The sequence below is a fragment of the Pannonibacter sp. XCT-53 genome (genome assembly GCF_009915765.1).
GTDB classification, from domain to species: Bacteria; Pseudomonadota; Alphaproteobacteria; order Rhizobiales; family Stappiaceae; genus Pannonibacter; species Pannonibacter tanglangensis.
Genome location: NZ_JAABLQ010000001.1, coordinates 93,233 through 112,175 on the forward strand (window position 1 = coordinate 93,233; position 18,943 = coordinate 112,175).

Consider the following 18,943-nt stretch of genomic DNA (forward strand, 5'->3'; position numbering starts at 1 on the left):
CGACATGAATGCAATCATCCACACCCAGATCCAGCCGGAGACCGGGGCCCGACCTGCGGATCCGGTCTATCTGGACATCGAGAATGTCTGGAAGGCCTATGGCACCTTTCTGGCCCTGCGCGACATCTCGCTGCGCATCCGCCAGGGGGAATTCATCTGCTTCCTCGGGCCGTCCGGCTGCGGCAAGACCACGCTCCTGCGGGCCATCGCCGGGCTTGATCCGCAGAGCCGCGGCACCATCCGCCAGGCGGGCCGCGACATCTCCGGTCTGCCGCCGTCCCGGCGCGACTACGGCATCGTGTTCCAGTCCTACGCGCTGTTTCCCAACCTGAACGTGGCAAGCAACATCGCCTTCGGGCTGCAGAACGTCGGGCGGCCCTGGCCGGAGATCAAGGCCCGGGTCGAGGAGCTGCTGCAGCTTGTCGGCCTGCCGGACAAGGCGCTGCACTATCCCGCCCAGCTGTCCGGCGGCCAGCAGCAGCGCATCGCCCTTGCCCGCGCCATCGCCATCAATCCCGGGCTCCTGCTGCTCGACGAGCCCCTCTCGGCGCTGGATGCCAAGGTGCGGATCCATCTGCGGCACGAGATCAAGGAGCTGCAGCGCAAGCTCGGCGTCACCACCATCATGGTCACCCATGACCAGGAGGAAGCTCTGGCGATGGCGGACAGGATCGTCGTCATGAACCACGGCGTGATCGAGCAGATCGGGACGCCCATCGACGTCTACCGTCATCCGGCCTCGCTCTTCGTGGCCGACTTCATCGGCGAGACCAATCGCATCGAGACCCGCTATCGCCGGGGTGCGGTCATCGTAGGGGACACCGTCCTGGAGGCGCAGGCCAGCGGACTGGACGAGGACACGGCGGTCACCGTCGCCATCCGCCCGGAGGACATCCTGCCCCATGCGCGGGGACATGACGTGGCGGGGCGGGCCAATCACCTGCCGGTGACGATCACGGCGATGGAGTTTCTCGGCTCGTTCTGGCGCGTGCATCTGCGCAGCGCGCAGCTGGGGGGCACGCCGCTGGTTGCCAATTTCTCGATGAATGCCGTCCGGCGCTTCGACCTGCGCGACGGGCAGGACCTCATCGTCGAGCTGCCGGCCGATCGCGTCCTCGTGTTTGCGAAAGGGAGATGATCATGGCCGCTGCCGACACCCTGCCTGCCGGAAAGGAGATCCGTCTCGGGCTTGACCGGGATGGGACCATCAAGCTGGGCTTCATGCTGGCGATCGCGCTCTATCTCGTCGTGACGCTGGCGCTTCCGCTCTACGCGATGCTGTCGAAGTCCTTCGTCACCTATCGCTTCGACCTGTCCGCCTACGAACTGCAGGTCAGCGACCCCACCGGGCGCGTCTTTGCTCCGGCGGTGACGGCGGCGGCGCTCAACGCCGCGGCGGGGGCCTTCGGACCCGAGGACCTGCGGGCCTCGGCCGATGCCCGGCTGCCGGTGGCCGATCTCTTTCCCGATTTCAGCTTCCGCAGCCCCGTGAAGTACCGCCTGCGCGCCCTCGCAGACGGGGCGGCGTGGCAGGTCGGCCTCGAGACGGTCCGCTCGCCCGACTGGGTGGAGTATGACAGCAACACCTTGCGCCGGATCACGCTCCGGCCGGTCGCCTCGGTCGGGATCGAGAACTACATCGCCTATGTCTCCAGCCCCACGCTGGTCCGCTCCATCGAGAACTCCCTGTTCATCGCCGCGGTCAGCACGGTGCTCACGGTCGGCCTCGCCTTCGGCTTCGCCTATGCGCTCACCCGCAGCCGGATGCGGTTCAAGGGGACCATGAAGCTGGTGGCGATGATGCCGATCCTCGTGCCGTCGCTGCTGCCCGGCATCGCGCTGATCTATCTCTTCGGCAACCAGGGGCTGCTCAAGGGCCTGCTGATGGGCCAGTCGATCTACGGTCCGCTCGGCATCATCATCGGCTCGGTGTTCTTCACCTTCCCGCATGCCCTCATCATCATCTCGACGGCGCTGGCCATTGCCGACCAGCGGCAATACGAGGCCGCCGACAGCCTGCGGGCCTCGCGCTGGCGCACCTTCTGGACGGTCACCGTGCCGGGCGCGCGCTATGGCCTGATTTCGGCGGTCTTCGTCACCTTCACGCTGGTCGTCACCGACTTCGGCCTGCCGAAGGTGATCGGCGGCCAGTACAACGTGCTCGCCATCGACATCTACAAGCAGGTCATCGGCCAGCAGAACTTCGAGATGGGTGCGGTCGTGTCGGTGGTCCTGCTGGTGCCGGCCGTCCTTGCCTTCCTCATCGACCGGCAGGTGCAGAAGAAGCAGGTGTCGCTGCTGTCGGCCCGGTCGGTGACCTTCGAGCCCAAGGCCAATCCCTGGTTCGACGCCCTCTGCCTGTGCTGGTGCGGCCTTGTGGCGCTGTTCATCCTGACCATCATCGGGGTCTGCCAGCTGGCGGCGCTGGTGACGTTCTGGCCCTATGACATGAGCCTCGGCCTGACCAACTTCGCCTTCGACAAGATGGATGGCGGCGGCTGGTCGGCCTACTGGAACTCGGTGCGGCTTGCGGCCGTCACGGCGGTGGTGGGTACGGCGGTGGTGTTCGCCGGGGCCTACATGGTGGAAAAGACTGCCGGTGTCAGGCCGGTGCGGGGTCTGTTCCATTTCCTCGCCATGCTGCCGATGGCGGTGCCGGGCATGGTGCTGGGCCTTGCCTACATCTTCTTCTTCAACAACCCGGACAATCCCCTGCACGGTCTCTATGGCACCATGACGATCCTCGTCGTCTCGACCGTCACGCACTTCTACACGGTCGGGCACCTGACCGCGCTGACGGCGCTGAAGCAGATCGACGCCGAGTTCGAGCCGGTCGCCGCTTCCCTGCGGCAGCCGTTCTACCGGCTGTTTGCCCGGGTCACCGTGCCGATCTGCCTGCCGGCGATCCTCGACATCATGATCTACATGTTCGTGAATGCGATGACGACCGTGTCGGCGGTGGTGTTCCTCTACTCGACCCACACCGCGCTCGCCTCCATCGCCGTGCTCAACATGGACGACGCCGGCGACATTGCCCCGGCTGCCGCCATGGGCATGATGATCTTCTACACCAACGTCGCCGCGCGCCTGCTGCACATGCTGGCCTCGCGCGGTCTCCTGGCCCGCACCCAGGCCTGGCGACAGCGCTGACGGCGGCCCGGATCTGCGCCGGCCTCGCCGGGTGACCTGTCTCCGCCGGTGCCTCTGGTCCCGCCGCCTCTGCTCCCGGCGCCCCTGGCCTTGGCCCCCCTTGCCTTGGACCCCTGGCCTTGGGCCCGAAGTCCCCGTCTTCCAGTCCGGCGCGGCCTGCCGCGCCGGATTGCTGCTGCGGACCGGGAAGGCGCATCGGGGCACTGCGACACGCGATCTTAAGCGATCCATGCGACAACCCGTGCGAACAGGGGAGCCACGCATGGTCAGAAGCCACTATCTCGACACGCTCGGGTCGTCGCCGGCCCGCTCCTTCAGGCTGGCCGAACTGCTCGGATCGCTGAGCTTTGCCCTCGACATGACAGAGGGGCAGCCCGAGGGCCATTGCATCCGCTGCTGCTACATCGGCATGGCGGTCGCCGGGGCGCTGGGGCTGGACGGCGAGGCGGTCGACGACCTCTACTTCACGCTCCTGCTCAAGGATCTGGGCTGTTCCAGCAATGCGGCCCGCATCTGCGAGCTGTATCTGGCGGATGACATCAGCTTCAAGCGCGACTTCAAGACCATTGACGGCTCGCTGAGCGCGGCGCTGCGTTTCGTCTTTGCCAAGACCGGGCTGAAGTCCGGCCTGTCGGAGCGCATCCGCGCCATCGTCCACATCCTGCAGAATGGCGGCGAGATCTCGCGCGGCCTGATCGAGACACGGTGTCATCGCGGTGCCGACATCGCGGCCAAGATGCGCTTCTCCGCCGGTGTCCAGGACGGCATCCGCTGCCTCGACGAGCATGTCGACGGATCCGGCAAGCCGCTCGGCCTTGCGGGCGAGGCCGTCCCGCTGGCCGCCAACATCGCCTTGCTGGCGCAGGTCGCCGACGTGTTCCAGATCGGGCACGGACGGGCGGCCGCGCTGGCCGAAATCCGGGCGCGCTCGGGCAGCTGGTTCCGGCCCGCGCTGGTGCAGGCCTTCGAGACGGCGGCCGGTCGACCTGGCTTCTGGGAGGATCTCGCGCGACCCGACCTGCCCGACCTGGTCTTTGCCATGGCACCGGCCCGACGCGACCGTGAGGTCGACGAGGACTACCTCGACGAGATCGCCGAAGCCTTCTCCGACATCGTCGACGCGAAGAGCCCCTACACCGCCGACCATTCCAACCGGGTGACGCTCTACGCCGACCTGATCGCGGAGGAAATGGGGCTGGCGCCCGCGCACCGCCGGTGGCTGCGCCGCGCCGCGCTGCTGCATGATCTCGGCAAGCTCGGGGTCAGCAACCAGGTGCTGGACAAGCCCGGCAAGCTGGACGATCTGGAATGGGCGCAGGTGCGCAGCCATCCGCTGGCCAGCGAGAAGATCCTGGCCCGCGTTGCCGCCTTTGCCGACATCGCCCCCGTCGCCGGGGCCCACCACGAACGTCTCGACGGCAAGGGCTATCCGCACGGGCTGTCCGGCGAAGAGGTCTGTCTGGAGGCGCGCATCCTGACACTCGCCGACGTGTTCGACGCGCTCACCGCCGAACGGCCCTACCGGGGGGCGATGCCCATCGCCCGCGCCCTCGCCATCATCGACGCGGATGCCGGCACGGCCTTCGATCCTGCCTGCATCGCCGCGCTGAAGTCCGGCCTCAAGCGCCTCGACGCAGCCGTCGCCGCCTGACGCGCGCCGGCCCCGCATCCGGGACCGGGGCGGCCCGCCGCCCCGGCCTTGCTGACCTTGGCTTGCCAGATTTTACCTTACCTTACCGCACCCTAGCGCAGCGCGGCCTCGATGTTGCCGCCGTCGACGGTCATCACATGCGCCGTGGTGCGTTCCGAGCGGGCAAGCGCGAGGAAGGCCTCGCCGACATGCACCGCCTCGACTTCCTTGCGCAGCAGGTTGCCGCCCATGTAGGTCGCCTCGTCGATGTTGCGGGCGGAGGAGCGGGCCGCGATCATTTCCGGCGTCAACAGGCCCGAGCGGATGCGGTCGGCATTGATGCCGTTGACGCGGATGCCTTCACCGCCGAGTTCCAGCGCGAGCTGGCGCAGGAGGAAGAAGGTCGCTGCCTTGGGCAGGCCATAGGCAGCAAAGCCCTTGCCCGGATTGACCGCCTGCTTGGAGACGTTGAACAGGATCTGCCCCCCGCGGCCCTGGCGGCGGAAGACGGCCACGGCTGCCTGCGCAAAGGCCTGATGGGCAAAGAAGTTCAGCTCGAAGCTCGCCCGCAGGGTTTCATCGGCCAGCGTTGCCACGTCCCCCGTCATGGCCGCGCCGGCGTTGGAGATGAGGATGTCGAGGCCGCCGAAGCGGGCGACACAGGCCGCCACCGCGCTGGCTGCCGCGCCCTTTGCCGTGATGTCGCAGGCGTGGCCGGCGTGGTCGCGGCCGAGGCTGGCGAGGGCCGTGTCGAGGGCGGCCTGATCCCGGTCAACCAGGAACAGCGTCGCCCCGGCTGCCGCAAAGACCTTGGCGGTGGCCAGGCCGATGGCGCCGGCACCGCCCGTCACCAGCACGACCTGCCCCTGCAGCGCGGGCTTGGCGCCCTTGCCAAGCTTGGCCTGTTCCAGCGACCAGTATTCCATGTCGAACAGGTCCGCCTCGCGGATCGGATAGAACCCGCCGCGCGCCTCGCCATCTGCCATGACGCGCAGCGTCTGTTCGCCGATGTCGGCGGCAATGCGCGCCGCCGTTGCGTTCGCGCCCATGCCGACAAGGCCGATCCCCTCGATCCAGGCGAGGTTCGGCACCGGCGACAGCATGGTCTTGGCCCCGCCGAAGCGCGGCGCATTGCGCTCGAAATAGGCGATGTAGTCGGCCACGAACCGGTCCACCACCGCGCTGATCGCCTCCGGCCCCCGGGCGACGTCGGCGCGGGTGAGATGCAGCGGATGGCCCTTGGTGCGGATCACGTGATCCGGCGTGGCAACGCCGCGCGTGGCCAGTGACGCCAGGTCCTTGCGCTCCAGGAAGTCCAACACCGCGTCGCCGTCGCGCAGGTCGAAGACCGGCATCGCCGCACCTTCGGGCAGGTGGCGGGCAATGGCCCCGCGCAGCGTGGCAAGCGTCTCGGCGACGCTGGCGGTCTGCGGCCGCGCCACGGCCACCAGCTTGCCCGGGCGGCGGCTGGCCAGCCACTCCTCGACCAGGTTGGTGTGCTCGATGATCTTGTCATAGGAGGCCTTGGCCGTCGGCCCCCAGGCGAAATGGCCGTGTTTGACGAGCAAGAGGCCCTCGATCCCCGGATGGGCCTCATAGGTTTCGGCGGCAAGCTTGGCGAGCGCGAAGCCCGGCATGACATAGGGCACCAGCGCCAGCTTGCTGCCGAAGATCTCGCGGGTCGCTTCCGCCACTTCCGGCAGGTTGGCGAGCGTCAGGAAGGCGGTGGCGTGGGTGTGGTCGACATAGGTGTGCGGGATGTAGGCGTGCAGCAGCGTTTCCACGGACGGATTGGGTGCGGTCGAATCCATCAGGTTGGAGCGCTGGATGTTGACCATGTCCTCGTCGGAGAGGGCCGCCAGTTCGCGCAGCCGCATCAGCGGGGCCATGCGCACGGCCGGCAGGCCTGCAGCCTTGATTGTCTCCAGATCCCAGCCCGAGCCCTTGATGTGGATGACGTCCAGCTCCTCGCCGAAGATGTCGCGCGCCTTCAGCTTGACCGAGGTGTTGCCACCGCCATGCATGACCAGATCCGGGTCCATGCCGATGAGACGGGAGGTGTAAACGCGCAGCGCCAGTTCACGCGCAGCCGGGTCCTGACCGGCCGCATCCTGAAAGGCCGCCGCTTCGCTGTCTTGCCACCGGTTTGCGATCATTCCTATCCTCCCGTACATGATCCCCGCGCAAGCATCTGCCTCTTGGCATGCGGCGCCTGGATCAGCTTGATCTTCGGCAGCTTTTATACAAAAGTCAGAACATGCTGTCATAAATAAAATGGTGGGGCGAATGGCGGGTGTGAAGCGGCGGACGACGGGCCAGATCAGCGGCGAGAACGTGGTGATCGAGGTGGCCTGGATGTATTACCACGAGGGCCTGAACCAGAAGGAGATCGCCGACCGGCTGGGCATCTCGCGCGCCACCGTCGTCAACTACCTGCAGGACGCGCGCGAGCGCGGCATCATCCGCATCTCGCTCAATTCCGATGCCTTCACGCGGCACCGGCTGGCGGTCGATCTCTGCAGCCGCTTCGGCCTGACGGCGGCCTATGTCATCCCGGACGAGGGCGCCGATGACGAGACCACCTTCCAGCGCGTCGTGCGCGGGGCGGCGGAATGGCTGCCGAAGCTGCTGGAAAAGGGCGACCGCCTCGGCGTTGCCTGGGGCCGCACCATCTATGAACTGGCGCAGGCCAGCGACGACACCCGCATCGAGGATCTCACGGTGCTGCAGCTCGTCGGCTCGATGGCCACGCCCTATGGCTTCACGGCGGAAGCCTGCTCCACCCGCCTTGCCCAGCGTCTTGGCGCGCTCTGCCTCAACCTGCATGCGCCGGCCGTCCTCACCAATGGCGACATCGCGGCGCAGCTGCGGGCCGAGCCGATCATCCGCGACCAGCTCGCGCGCCTGCTCACCTGCAACAAGTTCCTCTATTCGGTTGGCACCTGCCTGCCGTCCAGCCACATCGTCGGCTCCGGCGTTGCGACACTGACCGAGCTGGACTGGTACATCGCACAAGGGGCGACAGCGGTCCTGTGCGGCCGCTTTATCGATGCGGACGGCAAGCCCATCCCGGGGCCGCTCGACGCCCGCGTGATCGGCATTCCCGTCGACCGGCTGGCGGGACTGGACATGGGCATCCTGGTCACCCCCGGCCTCGACAAGGTCGACGCCACCCGCGCCGCCATCCGCGGCGGCTACGCCACCCACATCGTCACCAGCGTCGGCGTCGCCGAGGCGTTGCTGGCGGAGTAGGGGAAGCCTGCCTGCGTCAGTCCGGTCATGCTGCTCGACCAGGCTGACGCGCGATTGACAAAACGTGCCCTCAGATGTCAGCCCGGCTCGCGCTGCGCTTGGCCGGGGTGACACGGAGCGTCCTTCGCACCAGTCGGGATATGTCAGCGGTCCGAGCCCCGACCATCTGGGCGGGGTTCAAGTTGCCACTGTACCCTCAGCTGTCACCCCGGACGCAGCGAAGCGGAGATCCGGGGCCTACTCGTTCGCAGAGCGGTGATTTGTTGCCGCTCCCGGCTCGGCGAACTTCGTCCGACTGTTCTTCTGCTTTGCGAGCCGACCAAAGCTCTGCAAGCGAGTAGGCCCCGGCTCGCGCTGCGCTTGGCCGGGGTGACACGGAGAGACCCCAGCACCAATCGGGATATGTCTCGGTTATCTGGACCCCGGCCGTCTGGCCGGGGCTTTCCTTTTCGCAAACTGCGTCAGCGCCGGCCCGCCCGGTCCGGGAACATGGCCGCGAGGCCTTCCGTCGTTGCCGGGCAGATGCCGCGTTCGGTGATGAGGCCGGTGACGAGTTCGGCCGGCGTCACGTCGAAGGCCGGGTTGCGGGCCGGTGTGCCGGTCGGCGAGATCTGCACCGACAGGATGCGCCCGTCCTCGCTGCGGCCCTGCACGTGGGTCACTTCCACGCCGCTGCGCTCCTCGATCGGGATCTCCTTCACGCCGTCGACGACAGTCCAGTCGATGGTCGGGGAGGGCAGGGCGACATAGAAGGGCACGCCATTGGCCTTGGCGGCCAGCGCCTTCAGATAGGTGCCGATCTTGTTGCAGACATCGCCGCGCGCCGTGGTGCGGTCGGTGCCGACGATGACGAGATCAACCTCGCCATGCTGCATCAGATGGCCGCCGGCGTTGTCGACGATGAGGTCATGCGACACGCCATGGCTGTTCAGTTCCCAGCTGGTCAGCTGGGCGCCCTGGTTGCGCGGCCGCGTCTCGTCCACGAAGACATGGATGTCGATGCCGTCCTCGACCGCGTGATAGATCGGCGAGGTGGCGGTGCCCCAGTCCACGGTCGCCGGCCAGCCGGCGTTGCAGTGGGTGAGCACGTTGACGCGCTTGCCGCCTTTCCGGCGCGAGATGTCGCGGATGATCTCGAGCCCGTTGAGGCCGATCTGCCGGTTCATCTCCACGTCCTCGTCGCTGATTGCGGCCGCGCGGGCAAAGGCGGCCGCAGCACGGTCCGCCGGGCTCAGCGGCTTCAGCACCTTCATCATCTCGTCCAGCGCCCAGCGCAGGTTGATGGCGGTGGGGCGGGTCTCGTTGAGAATGTCATAGGTCTCGGCAAGCGACGCGTCGGATGGATCCGCCGCCATCTGTACCGCCACGCCATAGGCCGCCGTTGCGCCGATCAGCGGGGCGCCGCGCACCCACATGTCGCGGATGGCAACGGCGAATTCCGCCCGGTTGGTCAGCGGCACGATCCTGAGGTCATGCGGCAGCCAGCGCTGGTCGATGATGCGGACCTCGCCCGACGGCTCGCGCCAGATCGAGCGGTAATGGGTGCCGTCGATTTTCATAGGTAATCCTCTCCGTTGATCTTGCGCGCCAGATCCAGCACCTCGGCCATGGAGGTGATCTCTGCCCGGCCGACGGCCAGCACGCGGCCAAGCATCAGGCCCCTGGCCTCGCAGGCGGCGCGCAGCGCCTCGTCCTCGATGCGGTCATATTCGGCGATGTGGGCGAGCCCCAGCGTGCGGCGGTGCATCTCGATGCCGCAGAAGCCCAGCGTGTCGCGCCAGATGGCGGCCAGCCGCTCCAGACGCGCCTTCTCGGCGGCAAGCCCGTGGCCCTGATCCTCGAACAGGCTCGCCTGATAGAGGATGCCGCTGCGCTCCGTCCGCCACAGCCGGGTGAACTCGGCGCTGAAATGGCTCCAGATCGCGTCGACGACGGACAGGATCCATTCCTTGTACTGCGCGCGGGCCCCGGGGGCCTCGGCGTGGCCGTCCTGGGCGAAATAGGCCATCAGGAAGTTGGCGATCAGCATGCCGATGTCGAAGCCCATCGGGCCATAGGTGGCAAACTCCGGATCGATCACCCGGGTCTGGCTGTCCGACACCATCACCGAGCCGGTGTGCAGGTCACCATGCAGCAGCGTCTCGGCGTTGTTGGCAAAGGCCATCTTGAGATGCTGGGCGGTGATCTTCAGGTCCGTGTCGGCCCTGAGCTTGGCCACCACCGGATCCAGCGCCGGGGTGTGGCGGTTGAGCGGGGCGGCGAAATAGGGATCGGAGAAGACGAGGTTCTCGGTGATGTCGCACAGCTCGACATTGCCGGCAAACAGCGCCAGATCCGCCTTGCGCCGGGCGGTCGGCATCGACAGGTCCGAGCCGCGGAACAGGGTGCGGGCGCAGAATTCGCCGAGCACCTTGCCGAGATCGGGATGCATCCGCCCTTCCATCAGGCTCTTGCGCAGGATGACGTGCGGGGTCAGGAACTCCATCACGATCAGCGCCTGCGTCTCGTCGAAATGATAGACCTCCGGAACGCTGCCCGGGTCACGTTCCGCCTGCCGGATCAGGGCGTTGTACTCGAAGAAGGCGCGCCTCAGCGGCAGCGGCCAGCTTTCCCCGACGAGGCGCACGTAAGGCAGCGCCTGCTTGACGATGACGCTGCCGTCGGGCCCGTCGATGATGAAGACAAGGTTCAGGTTGCCGTCGCCGACCTCCCGCACGGACCACCGTGCCGGATCGCCGGTGCGCTCGCGAATGGCGGAAATGCTGCCCAGCCGGTCGGCAAGGGTCGCCGGCTCCAGGGCCTTGTAGGGGCTGTCGGTCACAGGTCTCCTCCCTTGTGCGACGTGCGGTCTCAGGATGCGGCGTTCGGGGCCGCGTGAGTGTTTGATGCGATGCAGGAAATCGGCTTCCAAGGCATTTGTCAAACAGTATTGACATATGAAAGCTTCCGGACGTAGCCTGTTTCCAGTGGAGGAGATTACACCGTGAGTGAGCAGGCAGTCCGCCTGGCTGGCCTATGCAAGGCATTTGGCCGGAACCAGGTGTTGCGCGGCGTTGATCTGGACCTGTCCGCCGGGCAGGTGACCGTTCTGATGGGAGCGAACGGGGCCGGAAAATCGACGCTCGTGAAGATCTTGTGCGGGGTGCATGCGGCCGACAGCGGCAGCGTGACCCTGGCTGGCCAGCCCTTCAAGCCTGCGACGCCGTCCGAGGCGCTCAGGGCCGGCATCGTCACGGTCCACCAGAACATCAATGACGGCGTCGTGCCGGATCTGGATGTGGCCTCCAACCTGCTGCTGGACGGTCTGGCCAGCGGTGGCGGTGTCTTCCTGAATGGCCGCAAGATGCGGGCCCGGGCGCGCGAGATCGCGGCAGCCGTCGGTCTCACCATTGACGTCAGCCGTCCGGTCGCCGGCCTGTCACTGGCGGACCGGCAGCTGGTCTCCATCGCCCGCGCCATGGCACATCAGCCGCGCCTTCTGATCCTGGACGAGCCGACCTCGTCGCTGTCCGCCGCCGAGGCCTCGCGGCTGTTCGATCTCATCGACAGCCTGCGCGCCCGGGGTGTCGCCATTCTCTACATCTCGCACCGCATGTCCGACATTCGCCGTCTTGCCGACCGGATCGTGTCGATGCGCGATGGCCGCATTTCCGGTGTCTTTGAAGGCCCGGAACTCGACTATTCCGGCGCCGTGCGGGCAATGCTCGGTCACGAGATCACCGAGGTCGACATCACCATCCCTCAGCCCGGTCTGCCCGTGCTCGAGGTGCGCGATCTGGTGCTGCGGCCGGGGGCGCGGCCGTTCTCCCTGACCTGCCATGCCAATGAGGTCGTGGCGATCACGGGTCTGGTCGGCGCCGGCAAGTCGGAGTTTGCCTCCGTCCTGTTCGGCACCGGGGAGGCCGTCTCCGGCGAGGTCCGGCTTGATGGCAAGCCGCATCGCCCGGCCAGTCCTCGCGCGGCCATTGATGCCGGCGTGTTCCTGTCGCCCAAGGACCGGCCGGTCAACGCCGTCGTTGCCGACTTCGACATCCTGCGCAACCTGACGCTGCCGTTCCTGAAGCGCCACAGCACGGCGCAGTTCGTGCGCGGCGCGTCGGAGCTCGCCACGACCCGGCGGATGATTTCCGAGATGGGCGTCGTCTGCCAGTCGCCCACCGACGGCATCGGCACCCTGTCGGGCGGCAACCAGCAGAAGGTGATGGTTGCCCGCTGGATGGCCGAGGCCTCGCGGCTCCTGTTGCTCGATGAACCGTTCCAGGGCGTCGACATCCAGGCAAGGCGCGACATCGGCCACAAGATCCGCGAAACCGCCGCCACCCGCGCCACCATCGTTTTCGTCGCTGAACTGGACGAGGCGCTGGAGATTGCCGACCGGGTGCTGGTGATGAGCGAACATTCCATCGTTGGCGAGCACCGCAACGAAAACATCGACGTCTCCGCGATCATGGCCCAGGTGGTCGATGCATCGCTTCCGAGCGCAGCAGGACAGTAAGATGCAGAGTGGTTCCCCGAACGCGATCGATCTGGCCATCAAATATGGCTTCCTGGTGCTGATGGCCGGGCTGATCGTCTTCTTCGGCGTCATGGCGGAAGGCTTCCTGTCGCCGCACAGCGCCGTCTTCATCCTGCAGTCGGTGGCGATCACGGGCATCCTGGCGCTCGGCGTCACCGCCACGCTGGTCGTCGGCGGCTTCGACCTGTCGATCGGCGCGGTCGCGACCTCCGCCCTGATGCTGTCGTCCTATGCCATGGTCGTCTGGCAGCTGGATGCCGTGTCTGCCGTGGCGCTCTGCCTCGCCATGGGCCTGCTCGTCGGTCTCGTGAACGGCCTTCTCATCGTCAAGATGAAGGTGCCGGACCTGCTGGCGACGCTCGGCATGATGTTCCTGCTCGTCGGCCTGCAGCGCATCCCGACCGAAGGCCGTTCCATCTCCACCGGCATGACCCTGCCGGACGGCTCGACAGCCAGCGGCGTCTTCTCGGAAGGCTTCCTGATGCTCGGCCGGCACCGGCTGGATTTCATCCTGCCCAATCTCGTGCCGCTGTCGGTGGTGTTCCTCGTGCTCATCGCCATCGGCGTCTGGGTGTTCCTGGAACTGACCCGTCACGGCCGGCTCATGTATGCCATCGGCTCCAACGCCAAGGCTGCCGGTCTCGCCGGGGCCAATGTCAACGGCTACAAGGTGGCGGCCTACATGATCTCCGGCACGCTCGCCTCCTTCGGCGGCGTCCTGCTGGCGGCCCGTCTCGGGCGTGGTGACGTGGCCTCGGGCAACAACCTGCTGCTCGATTCCGTCGCGGCCGCCCTCATCGGCTTTGCCGTGCTCGGCGCCTCCAAGCCGAATGCCTTCGGCACCGCCATCGGCGCGCTCTTTGTCGGCATCCTCTTGCAGGGCCTGACGATGATGAATGCGCCCTATTACACCCAGGACTTCATCAAGGGCGGCGTGCTCGTCATTGCCCTTGTCTTCACTTTCGCGCTGTCCGGCCGAGGGGGACGGGCACGCGGCTGATGCGAACCACATAAACAGCAACGGGAGGAATCATGATTACCAGACGTCTCTTCACGGCCCTTGCCGCCACGGCGGCGATGGTCCCGGGTCTCGCCTTTGCCGCCGAGATGCCGAAGCCCTTCGACAAGCCGGCCGAGGTCAAGATCGCGCTGGTGCGCTATCTCTCCACCGGCGACTTCTTCCAGGCCTATCTGTCCGGCGTCGAGAAGCAGGCTGCCGCGCTTGGCGTTGACCTGCGCGTCTTCGACAGCCGCCAGGATGCCGCGCTGCAGGCCGACATGGTCGATCAGGCGATTGCCCTCGGCGTTGACGGCATCATCATCCAGCACGGCCTCACCGAATCCATGCAGGCCGCCGCACAGCGCGCGGTCGATGCCGGCATCAAGGTTGTCGCCTTCGATGTGAATGTCGAGAACCCGAAGATCCCGCAGATCGAGCAGTCCGACCGTGACCTCGCCCGCCTCGCCCTGGAGCAGGCAATTGCCGACAACGGCACGACCTGGACCGCCGGCTACGTCTATGTCCCGGGCATCGCCCCGCTCGACCGCCGCGACGAGACCTGGAAGGCCGTCAAGGCTGCCAATCCGGGCATCAAGCAGGTGGCCGAATTCGGCACGCTCGACAATCCGATTGCCAACTCGGTCGCCAATCAGGCCCGTTCGGTGCTGTCGGCCAACCCGAACATCACCGTGGTCTTCGCCCCTTACGACGAATTCGCCAAGGGCGTGAAGATCGCCGTCGATGAGGCCGGCATGTCCGGTCAGGTGTCGATCTACTCGGCGGACGTGTCCACCTCGGACATCGCCGCCATGCGTGAAGCCGGCTCTGCCTGGAAGGCCACGGCCGCCACCAACCCGGCCGTCGTGGGCGAAGTTTCCGTCCGCGCGCTCGCACAGCTTCTGGCCGGTGAAGATCCGGGCCGCAGCGTCATCGTGCCGCCGACGCTCATCACCCAGAAGATGCTGAACGAGCTCGACATCAAGAACATGGAAGAACTCGGCCAGAAAATGCCCGCCTTCGCCCATGCCGACGTCGCCGTCCCGGCCTGGATGCCCCTGCCGAAGCGCTGAGTGTTCGTGAGACGGGTAAACAGTAAGCCGGAGCGGGCAACTGCTCCGGCTTTTTGCTGCGCTCGCTGTGCCGTCATCCTGGCCCAGCTGAGCGTCAGCGAAGCGCCGAGCCGGGGCCTGTCCCGGACTGGATCCGGGATCCAGACATCAGCCGCGCGCAGCGCGACAAAACCACCTTGTGCGTGGGGCTGGTGTTGATCTGCTTCCGGGCTCGCTTCCGCTCGCACAGAAGCGCTGGATTCCGGATCTGCGGTGCGCTTCGCTCCCCTTGTCCGGAATGACGTCGCGAGACGGCGCCAGCGCCCCCACAGACACACGAAAGCCGGAATGGTTACCCACCCCGGCCCCGCATGACGGTTTGTGCCATGTGCGATCAGGCGGCCGATAGCCAGACGTCACGCGCATGCTGTAGCTCCAGCGGCTCGTCAGGGCCGGTGTTTCCTCCGGCAAGCTGGTCCAGGAATTCCCCCACGCTCTCGTCAGCGAACAGACGGGCGAGGACCAGGACGCGCAGGAGCCTGTCAGCCGGCTGGTTGGCGACCGGAACTGTCCGCCCCTTCACTTCCCAGTTGCGAATGTTCTGCTCGGTCGAACCCAGCGAGAGGGCGAGGGCCGGCTGGGACATGTCGAGACATGTCCGAAGGAACCGAAACTCGGCGCCCGTCAGCGGGCGGGGCATGGAGATCAGGCGCCGGGCGATCGCGCGATGCAGACCGTGAATGTCCTCGATGTGCACCAGCTCGCCGTAGTCGGGATCTTGCTCGATCCGATAGCCGTTCACCAGAACGATGTTGTCGAGCCCGCTGGCCTTGTAATGATAGCTCATTGCCTGCGCTCCGCAGTCCAGGGTCGCACTCAGTAGGCGGTGATCACGACGACGTCCCGCTCGACATCGAGCGCGACGGCCAGGGTCAACTCTTCACCCCGTCGGTGTCGGGCCATGTCAAACCTGAAATGACCTTTGTCCGAGAGCCAGGGATCAGTCACCACATCTCCCTTGATCAGGCATGCGAGCATCTGGGATGTCGAGATGTTTCGCTCGACGCCCCGCTCTAAAACATGCCGCGTAAAGGAAACATGCCCTGCCTCGGCAAGCCGTCTGGTCTCGTTCTTGGCCTGCTGCCGCGACAGGCGTCGCGGCAGGGTTGTGCCGGAGGCTGTCAACGTAACCTTCACATGAATAACCTATAAAAAATATAGGTCATTCTGCGGCCGGGTTCAACCCTGTTCCCGCTCGACCTCGTCCAGCGCCTGGCGCATGGCGGTGATGCCGGTGCCGATGTCGTCGCCGAGGCGCAGGAGGCTGCCGCCGAGGAGATAGACCACGTCGCTGCCGTACATCCGGGCCATGTCACCGGCGCGCTCCACGCTCATGCCGCCGCCGGGGCTCGGCAGCATCGCCCGGCCGGGGCCGGATGTGGAGCGGCAGGCATCGGCGATCGACTGGCATTCGGCCACGGTGAAGCCGAAACGGCCGCCGACATTGGGGAACACGGAAATGTCCGAGCCGGCGATGCGCTGCAGCGTGCCGAACATCATGGCATGGGTGAAGCCGGTGTCGGGCGAGAGGACATAAGGTCCGAGGAAGCTCGGATGGGTCATGACCGGCATGGCGAGCCGCTCGTCGGCGGCAATCCGGGCAACGATGCCGAAGCCGAGCAGGCCCGGCATGATCAGGATGCCGTCGGCGCCGGCGTCCCGGGCAAAGCGGACATTGGCGTCCATGTCCTGCGGGTCGCCGGGAAGCGAGGGGAAATAGAGCGCCCTGCGGCCGGTCTCCCGTTCTGCCCGCGCCAGGGCGGCAGCGGTCTTCTCGACACGTTCGCGGAAGGGCGCCATCGGCTGGTTCATGATGCCGTGGTCTTCCTTGACGATGTCGGCCCCGCCCTTGGCGCAGAGATAGGCGATGCGGGCCAGCGCGTCGGCCCCGAGGCCCTGCGGCTTCAGCACGGGGGCGATCATGCCGCCCGTCGGTCGCCCGGCGAGCCGGCGGATGCCCTCGATGCCGAAGCGCGGCCCGGGATGGCGGGCCTGCATCGTTGCGCCAAGGGCAATGTCGATCACCTTCAGCCCGCGCTGGATGGAGGAATTGCCGAAGATCACGTTGAAGAACTGGGCGATCTCGAAACCGGCGCTGTCCGGGCTGTAGCTGATGACGGCCCGGAACGTCGCCTCGCTCTCGCGTCCGACCTCCTCGATGCGACCGATGATCTCGTCGGCAATGTAGCCGTCGGGCACCACATCGCGGGGCACCTCGACGGTCTGTTCCAGGGCGATCTCGGCCGCGCGCTGGCGCGCCTCGGCCTCGGTCGCGGCGAAGATGCGGTAGGTGACGGCAAAGCGCATCACAGCGCCTCCGCCTTGACGGCCGAATGCACGGCGTCGACGCGCACGCTGTCGAGGGCGTCCTCGTCGATGCCTGTCTGCTGGCCGGTCAGGTCCTCGATGGCCTTGACCAGGGCCATGGCGTCGAGACCGTAGTAGCGCATCAGATAGGGCTTGGAGCCGCCATGGGCATAGGTGTCCTTGAGACCCAGCCGGATCAGGCGGCGGCCCATGCCCGCGTCTGCCATGGCTTCCGCCGTCATCGAGCCGATGCCACCGGCAATCAGGTGGTTTTCCAGCGTGATCACGCCGTAGCGCACGCTGGCGGCGTGGTCGAGGATCGCCCTGGCATCGAACGGCTTCAGCGTGTTGAGATGCAGGTGGCGGACGGAGACGCCGACCTTGGCCAGCGCCCCACCGGCGCGCATCGCCTCTTCCGTGGTGATGCCGGCGGTGATCACCAGCACGTCGCTGCCCTCGGACAGGACGCGCAGCTCGCCGACCTTCATCGGATCCTTGAACAGGCGCGGCACCGAGCCGCGCAGCACGCGGGCATAGACCGGGCCGTCGATGCTGTCGGCGGCCTCGACGATGCCTTCCACTTCCGTGGCATCGCCGGTTTCAAGCACCGTCATGTTCGGGATGGTGCGCATCACCGAGATGTCCTCGATGGCCTGGTGCGTCATGCCGCCCGGCGTGGTGATGCCCGGCAGGAAGCCCATCAGGCGCACCTTGCGGCGCGGATAGGCGATGGAGGCCATCAGCTGGTCATAGGGACGGCGGTAGAGAAACACGCCGAACGTATGGATGAACGGCCGGAAGCCGGCGAGGCCAAGGCCGCCGGCGAAGGACAGCATGTTCTGCTCGGCCATGCCCATGGACAGGAACTGTTCGGGATGCCGGTCACGGAAGCCGTCGATCTCGCAGCTCGAGGTCAGGTCGGCGGAGAGGCACAGCACCTCCGGGTTCTTGACCGCGTAGCTCTCGAAGGCGGCCGCGTAGGGGCGGTTGACCATTTCCATCTCAGTGTTCCCCCAGCTTGATCGGCTCGATGCCCAGTTCGGCGGCAATCGCGATGTTCATCTCCGCGCGCTCGGCGTCCGACTTGAAGCGGACGTAGTGCAGGCGCGGGAAGCGGCGCATCAGGAACTCCATGCCCTTGGTGGGCGAGGAGTTGGCCAGGATAATCAGCGGCTGACCGTCATGCGGGGTCGCCCTGGCCTGGCGCATGGCGGCGAGGTCATGGGCGTCGATCTCGGCCACGACCGCGCCGAAGTTGCGCAGCTTGGTGGCGATGTCGCCGACGGTCATGACGCTGTCCATGGCGCCGTCGCACTGCTGCCGGTTCACGTCCATGATCGCCCAGAGATTGTCGATGCCATGGTGGGCGGCGGCCTGCACGGCTTCCCAGGTCTGGCCTTCCTGCACTTCGCCGTCCGACATGAAGACGCAGACCTCGCCGCTTTCACCGCGGCGCTTGCGGCCCCAGGCAAGGCCCGCGCCGGTCGACAGGCCGATGCCCAGCGTGCCGTTGTGCACCTCCATGCCGGGGCTGTGCTCGGCGCCGATCATCTCGACCGAGGAGCCGTCCTTGTTGAACATCTCGAGGCCTTCGGGGGCCATGCGGCCGACCTCGATCAGCGTGGCATAGGCAACCAGCGCGTAATGCGCCGGGGCGATGAACAGCCGGTCAAACTGCGGCTCGAAGGGGCCGTTGTAGCCCGCGCCCGTCACGTAGGTCGTGTTCTCGGCCGAAGGGACGCCGCCGAACGGGGGCGGGATCATCGGCAGGGTCGGATCGCCGAGCTTCAGCGCCTCGTTGTAGAGAAAGGCGAGCTGTTCAGCTGCCGAGCAAGCCTGGCTCAGGTAGCCGCCATTGTTGCGCATGCAATGCTCGAACACCCGCCTGCGGATGCCGAGCGCGATCTCCTCGGTCGTCTTGACGTTCTTCACAGCCGTCTCCGTCCCCTCTGGAAGTTGGTTCCCCGAGGTTATGCCGG

General features: G+C 66.8%; 15 protein-coding genes. 7 read left to right on the plus strand and 8 right to left on the minus strand.

Annotation, left to right across the window (positions count from 1 at the left end):
• Window positions 1-4: 4 nt before the first annotated feature.
• From GWI72_RS00435 to GWI72_RS00445, 3 genes are all read left to right on the plus strand, one after another.
• The gene (locus GWI72_RS00435) at window positions 5-1,138 is read left to right on the plus strand and encodes a putative 2-aminoethylphosphonate ABC transporter ATP-binding protein (RefSeq protein WP_161707430.1); all 1,134 of its coding nucleotides are present in this window, start codon (window positions 5-7) and stop codon (window positions 1,136-1,138) included.
• A complete protein-coding gene (locus GWI72_RS00440; RefSeq protein ID WP_390806584.1) occupies window positions 1,138-3,150 on the plus strand; it encodes a putative 2-aminoethylphosphonate ABC transporter permease subunit in 2,013 nt (670 codons plus the stop codon). Before GWI72_RS00435 ends, GWI72_RS00440 begins: the two co-directional genes overlap by 1 nt.
• Before the next feature lie 262 nt (window positions 3,151-3,412).
• Window positions 3,413-4,801 carry an HD-GYP domain-containing protein gene (locus GWI72_RS00445; RefSeq protein WP_161707432.1) on the plus strand — a complete coding sequence of 463 codons (1,389 nt, stop codon included), beginning with the start codon at window positions 3,413-3,415 and terminating at the stop codon, window positions 4,799-4,801.
• A 92-nt stretch (window positions 4,802-4,893) separates the two neighbouring features.
• On the opposite strand, the gene GWI72_RS00450 is transcribed toward GWI72_RS00445, so the two are convergent.
• Complete coding sequence (locus GWI72_RS00450) at window positions 4,894-6,933, minus strand: bifunctional aldolase/short-chain dehydrogenase (protein ID WP_390806586.1); 2,040 nt, start codon at window positions 6,931-6,933, stop codon at window positions 4,894-4,896.
• 133 nt (window positions 6,934-7,066) lie between these two features.
• Between GWI72_RS00450 and GWI72_RS00455 the strand changes: the two genes are divergently transcribed.
• The gene (locus GWI72_RS00455; RefSeq protein WP_161707436.1) at window positions 7,067-8,032 is read left to right on the plus strand and encodes a sugar-binding transcriptional regulator; all 966 of its coding nucleotides are present in this window, start codon (window positions 7,067-7,069) and stop codon (window positions 8,030-8,032) included.
• Between the two features lie 461 nt (window positions 8,033-8,493).
• Here GWI72_RS00455 and mtnA read toward each other — a convergent pair whose 3' ends face one another.
• The gene (gene mtnA / locus GWI72_RS00460; RefSeq protein WP_161707438.1) at window positions 8,494-9,591 is read right to left on the minus strand and encodes an S-methyl-5-thioribose-1-phosphate isomerase; all 1,098 of its coding nucleotides are present in this window, start codon (window positions 9,589-9,591) and stop codon (window positions 8,494-8,496) included.
• Window positions 9,588-10,853 (minus strand): S-methyl-5-thioribose kinase, encoded by a 1,266-nt coding sequence (mtnK, locus tag GWI72_RS00465; RefSeq protein ID WP_161707440.1) that lies wholly within the window; start codon window positions 10,851-10,853, stop codon window positions 9,588-9,590. Before mtnK ends, mtnA begins: the two co-directional genes overlap by 4 nt.
• A 162-nt stretch (window positions 10,854-11,015) precedes the next feature.
• Between mtnK and GWI72_RS00470 the strand changes: the two genes are divergently transcribed.
• Genes GWI72_RS00470 through GWI72_RS00480 form a run of 3 tightly spaced genes read left to right on the plus strand, consistent with a single transcriptional unit; the run spans window position 11,016 to window position 14,618 of the window.
• A complete protein-coding gene (locus GWI72_RS00470) occupies window positions 11,016-12,527 on the plus strand; it encodes an ATP-binding cassette domain-containing protein (RefSeq protein ID WP_161707441.1) in 1,512 nt (503 codons plus the stop codon).
• Window position 12,528: 1 nt separating this feature from the next.
• A complete protein-coding gene (locus GWI72_RS00475; RefSeq protein WP_161707443.1) occupies window positions 12,529-13,548 on the plus strand; it encodes an ABC transporter permease in 1,020 nt (339 codons plus the stop codon).
• Window positions 13,549-13,580: 32 nt separating this feature from the next.
• Window positions 13,581-14,618: a substrate-binding domain-containing protein gene (locus GWI72_RS00480; RefSeq protein ID WP_161674876.1), complete on the plus strand. Its 1,038-nt coding sequence runs from the start codon at window positions 13,581-13,583 to the stop codon at window positions 14,616-14,618.
• 373 nt (window positions 14,619-14,991) lie between these two features.
• Here the strand turns inward: GWI72_RS00480 and GWI72_RS00485 are convergent, their stop codons facing one another.
• The 5 genes from GWI72_RS00485 to GWI72_RS00505 are packed head-to-tail and all read right to left on the minus strand — an operon-like array spanning window position 14,992 to window position 18,896.
• Window positions 14,992-15,444, minus strand: coding sequence for a helix-turn-helix domain-containing protein (locus GWI72_RS00485; protein WP_161674878.1), 453 nt, complete (start codon window positions 15,442-15,444; stop codon window positions 14,992-14,994).
• Between the two features lie 29 nt (window positions 15,445-15,473).
• Window positions 15,474-15,794: a DUF4258 domain-containing protein gene (locus GWI72_RS20265; RefSeq protein WP_161707445.1), complete on the minus strand. Its 321-nt coding sequence runs from the start codon at window positions 15,792-15,794 to the stop codon at window positions 15,474-15,476.
• Window positions 15,795-15,836: 42 nt separating this feature from the next.
• A complete protein-coding gene (locus GWI72_RS00495; protein WP_161707447.1) occupies window positions 15,837-16,964 on the minus strand; it encodes a RuBisCO large subunit C-terminal-like domain-containing protein in 1,128 nt (375 codons plus the stop codon).
• Window positions 16,964-17,965 (minus strand): transketolase family protein, encoded by a 1,002-nt coding sequence (locus tag GWI72_RS00500; protein WP_161707449.1) that lies wholly within the window; start codon window positions 17,963-17,965, stop codon window positions 16,964-16,966. Before GWI72_RS00500 ends, GWI72_RS00495 begins: the two co-directional genes overlap by 1 nt.
• Before the next feature lies 1 nt (window position 17,966).
• Window positions 17,967-18,896 (minus strand): transketolase, encoded by a 930-nt coding sequence (locus GWI72_RS00505; protein ID WP_161707451.1) that lies wholly within the window; start codon window positions 18,894-18,896, stop codon window positions 17,967-17,969.
• Window positions 18,897-18,943: the final 47 nt, after the last annotated feature.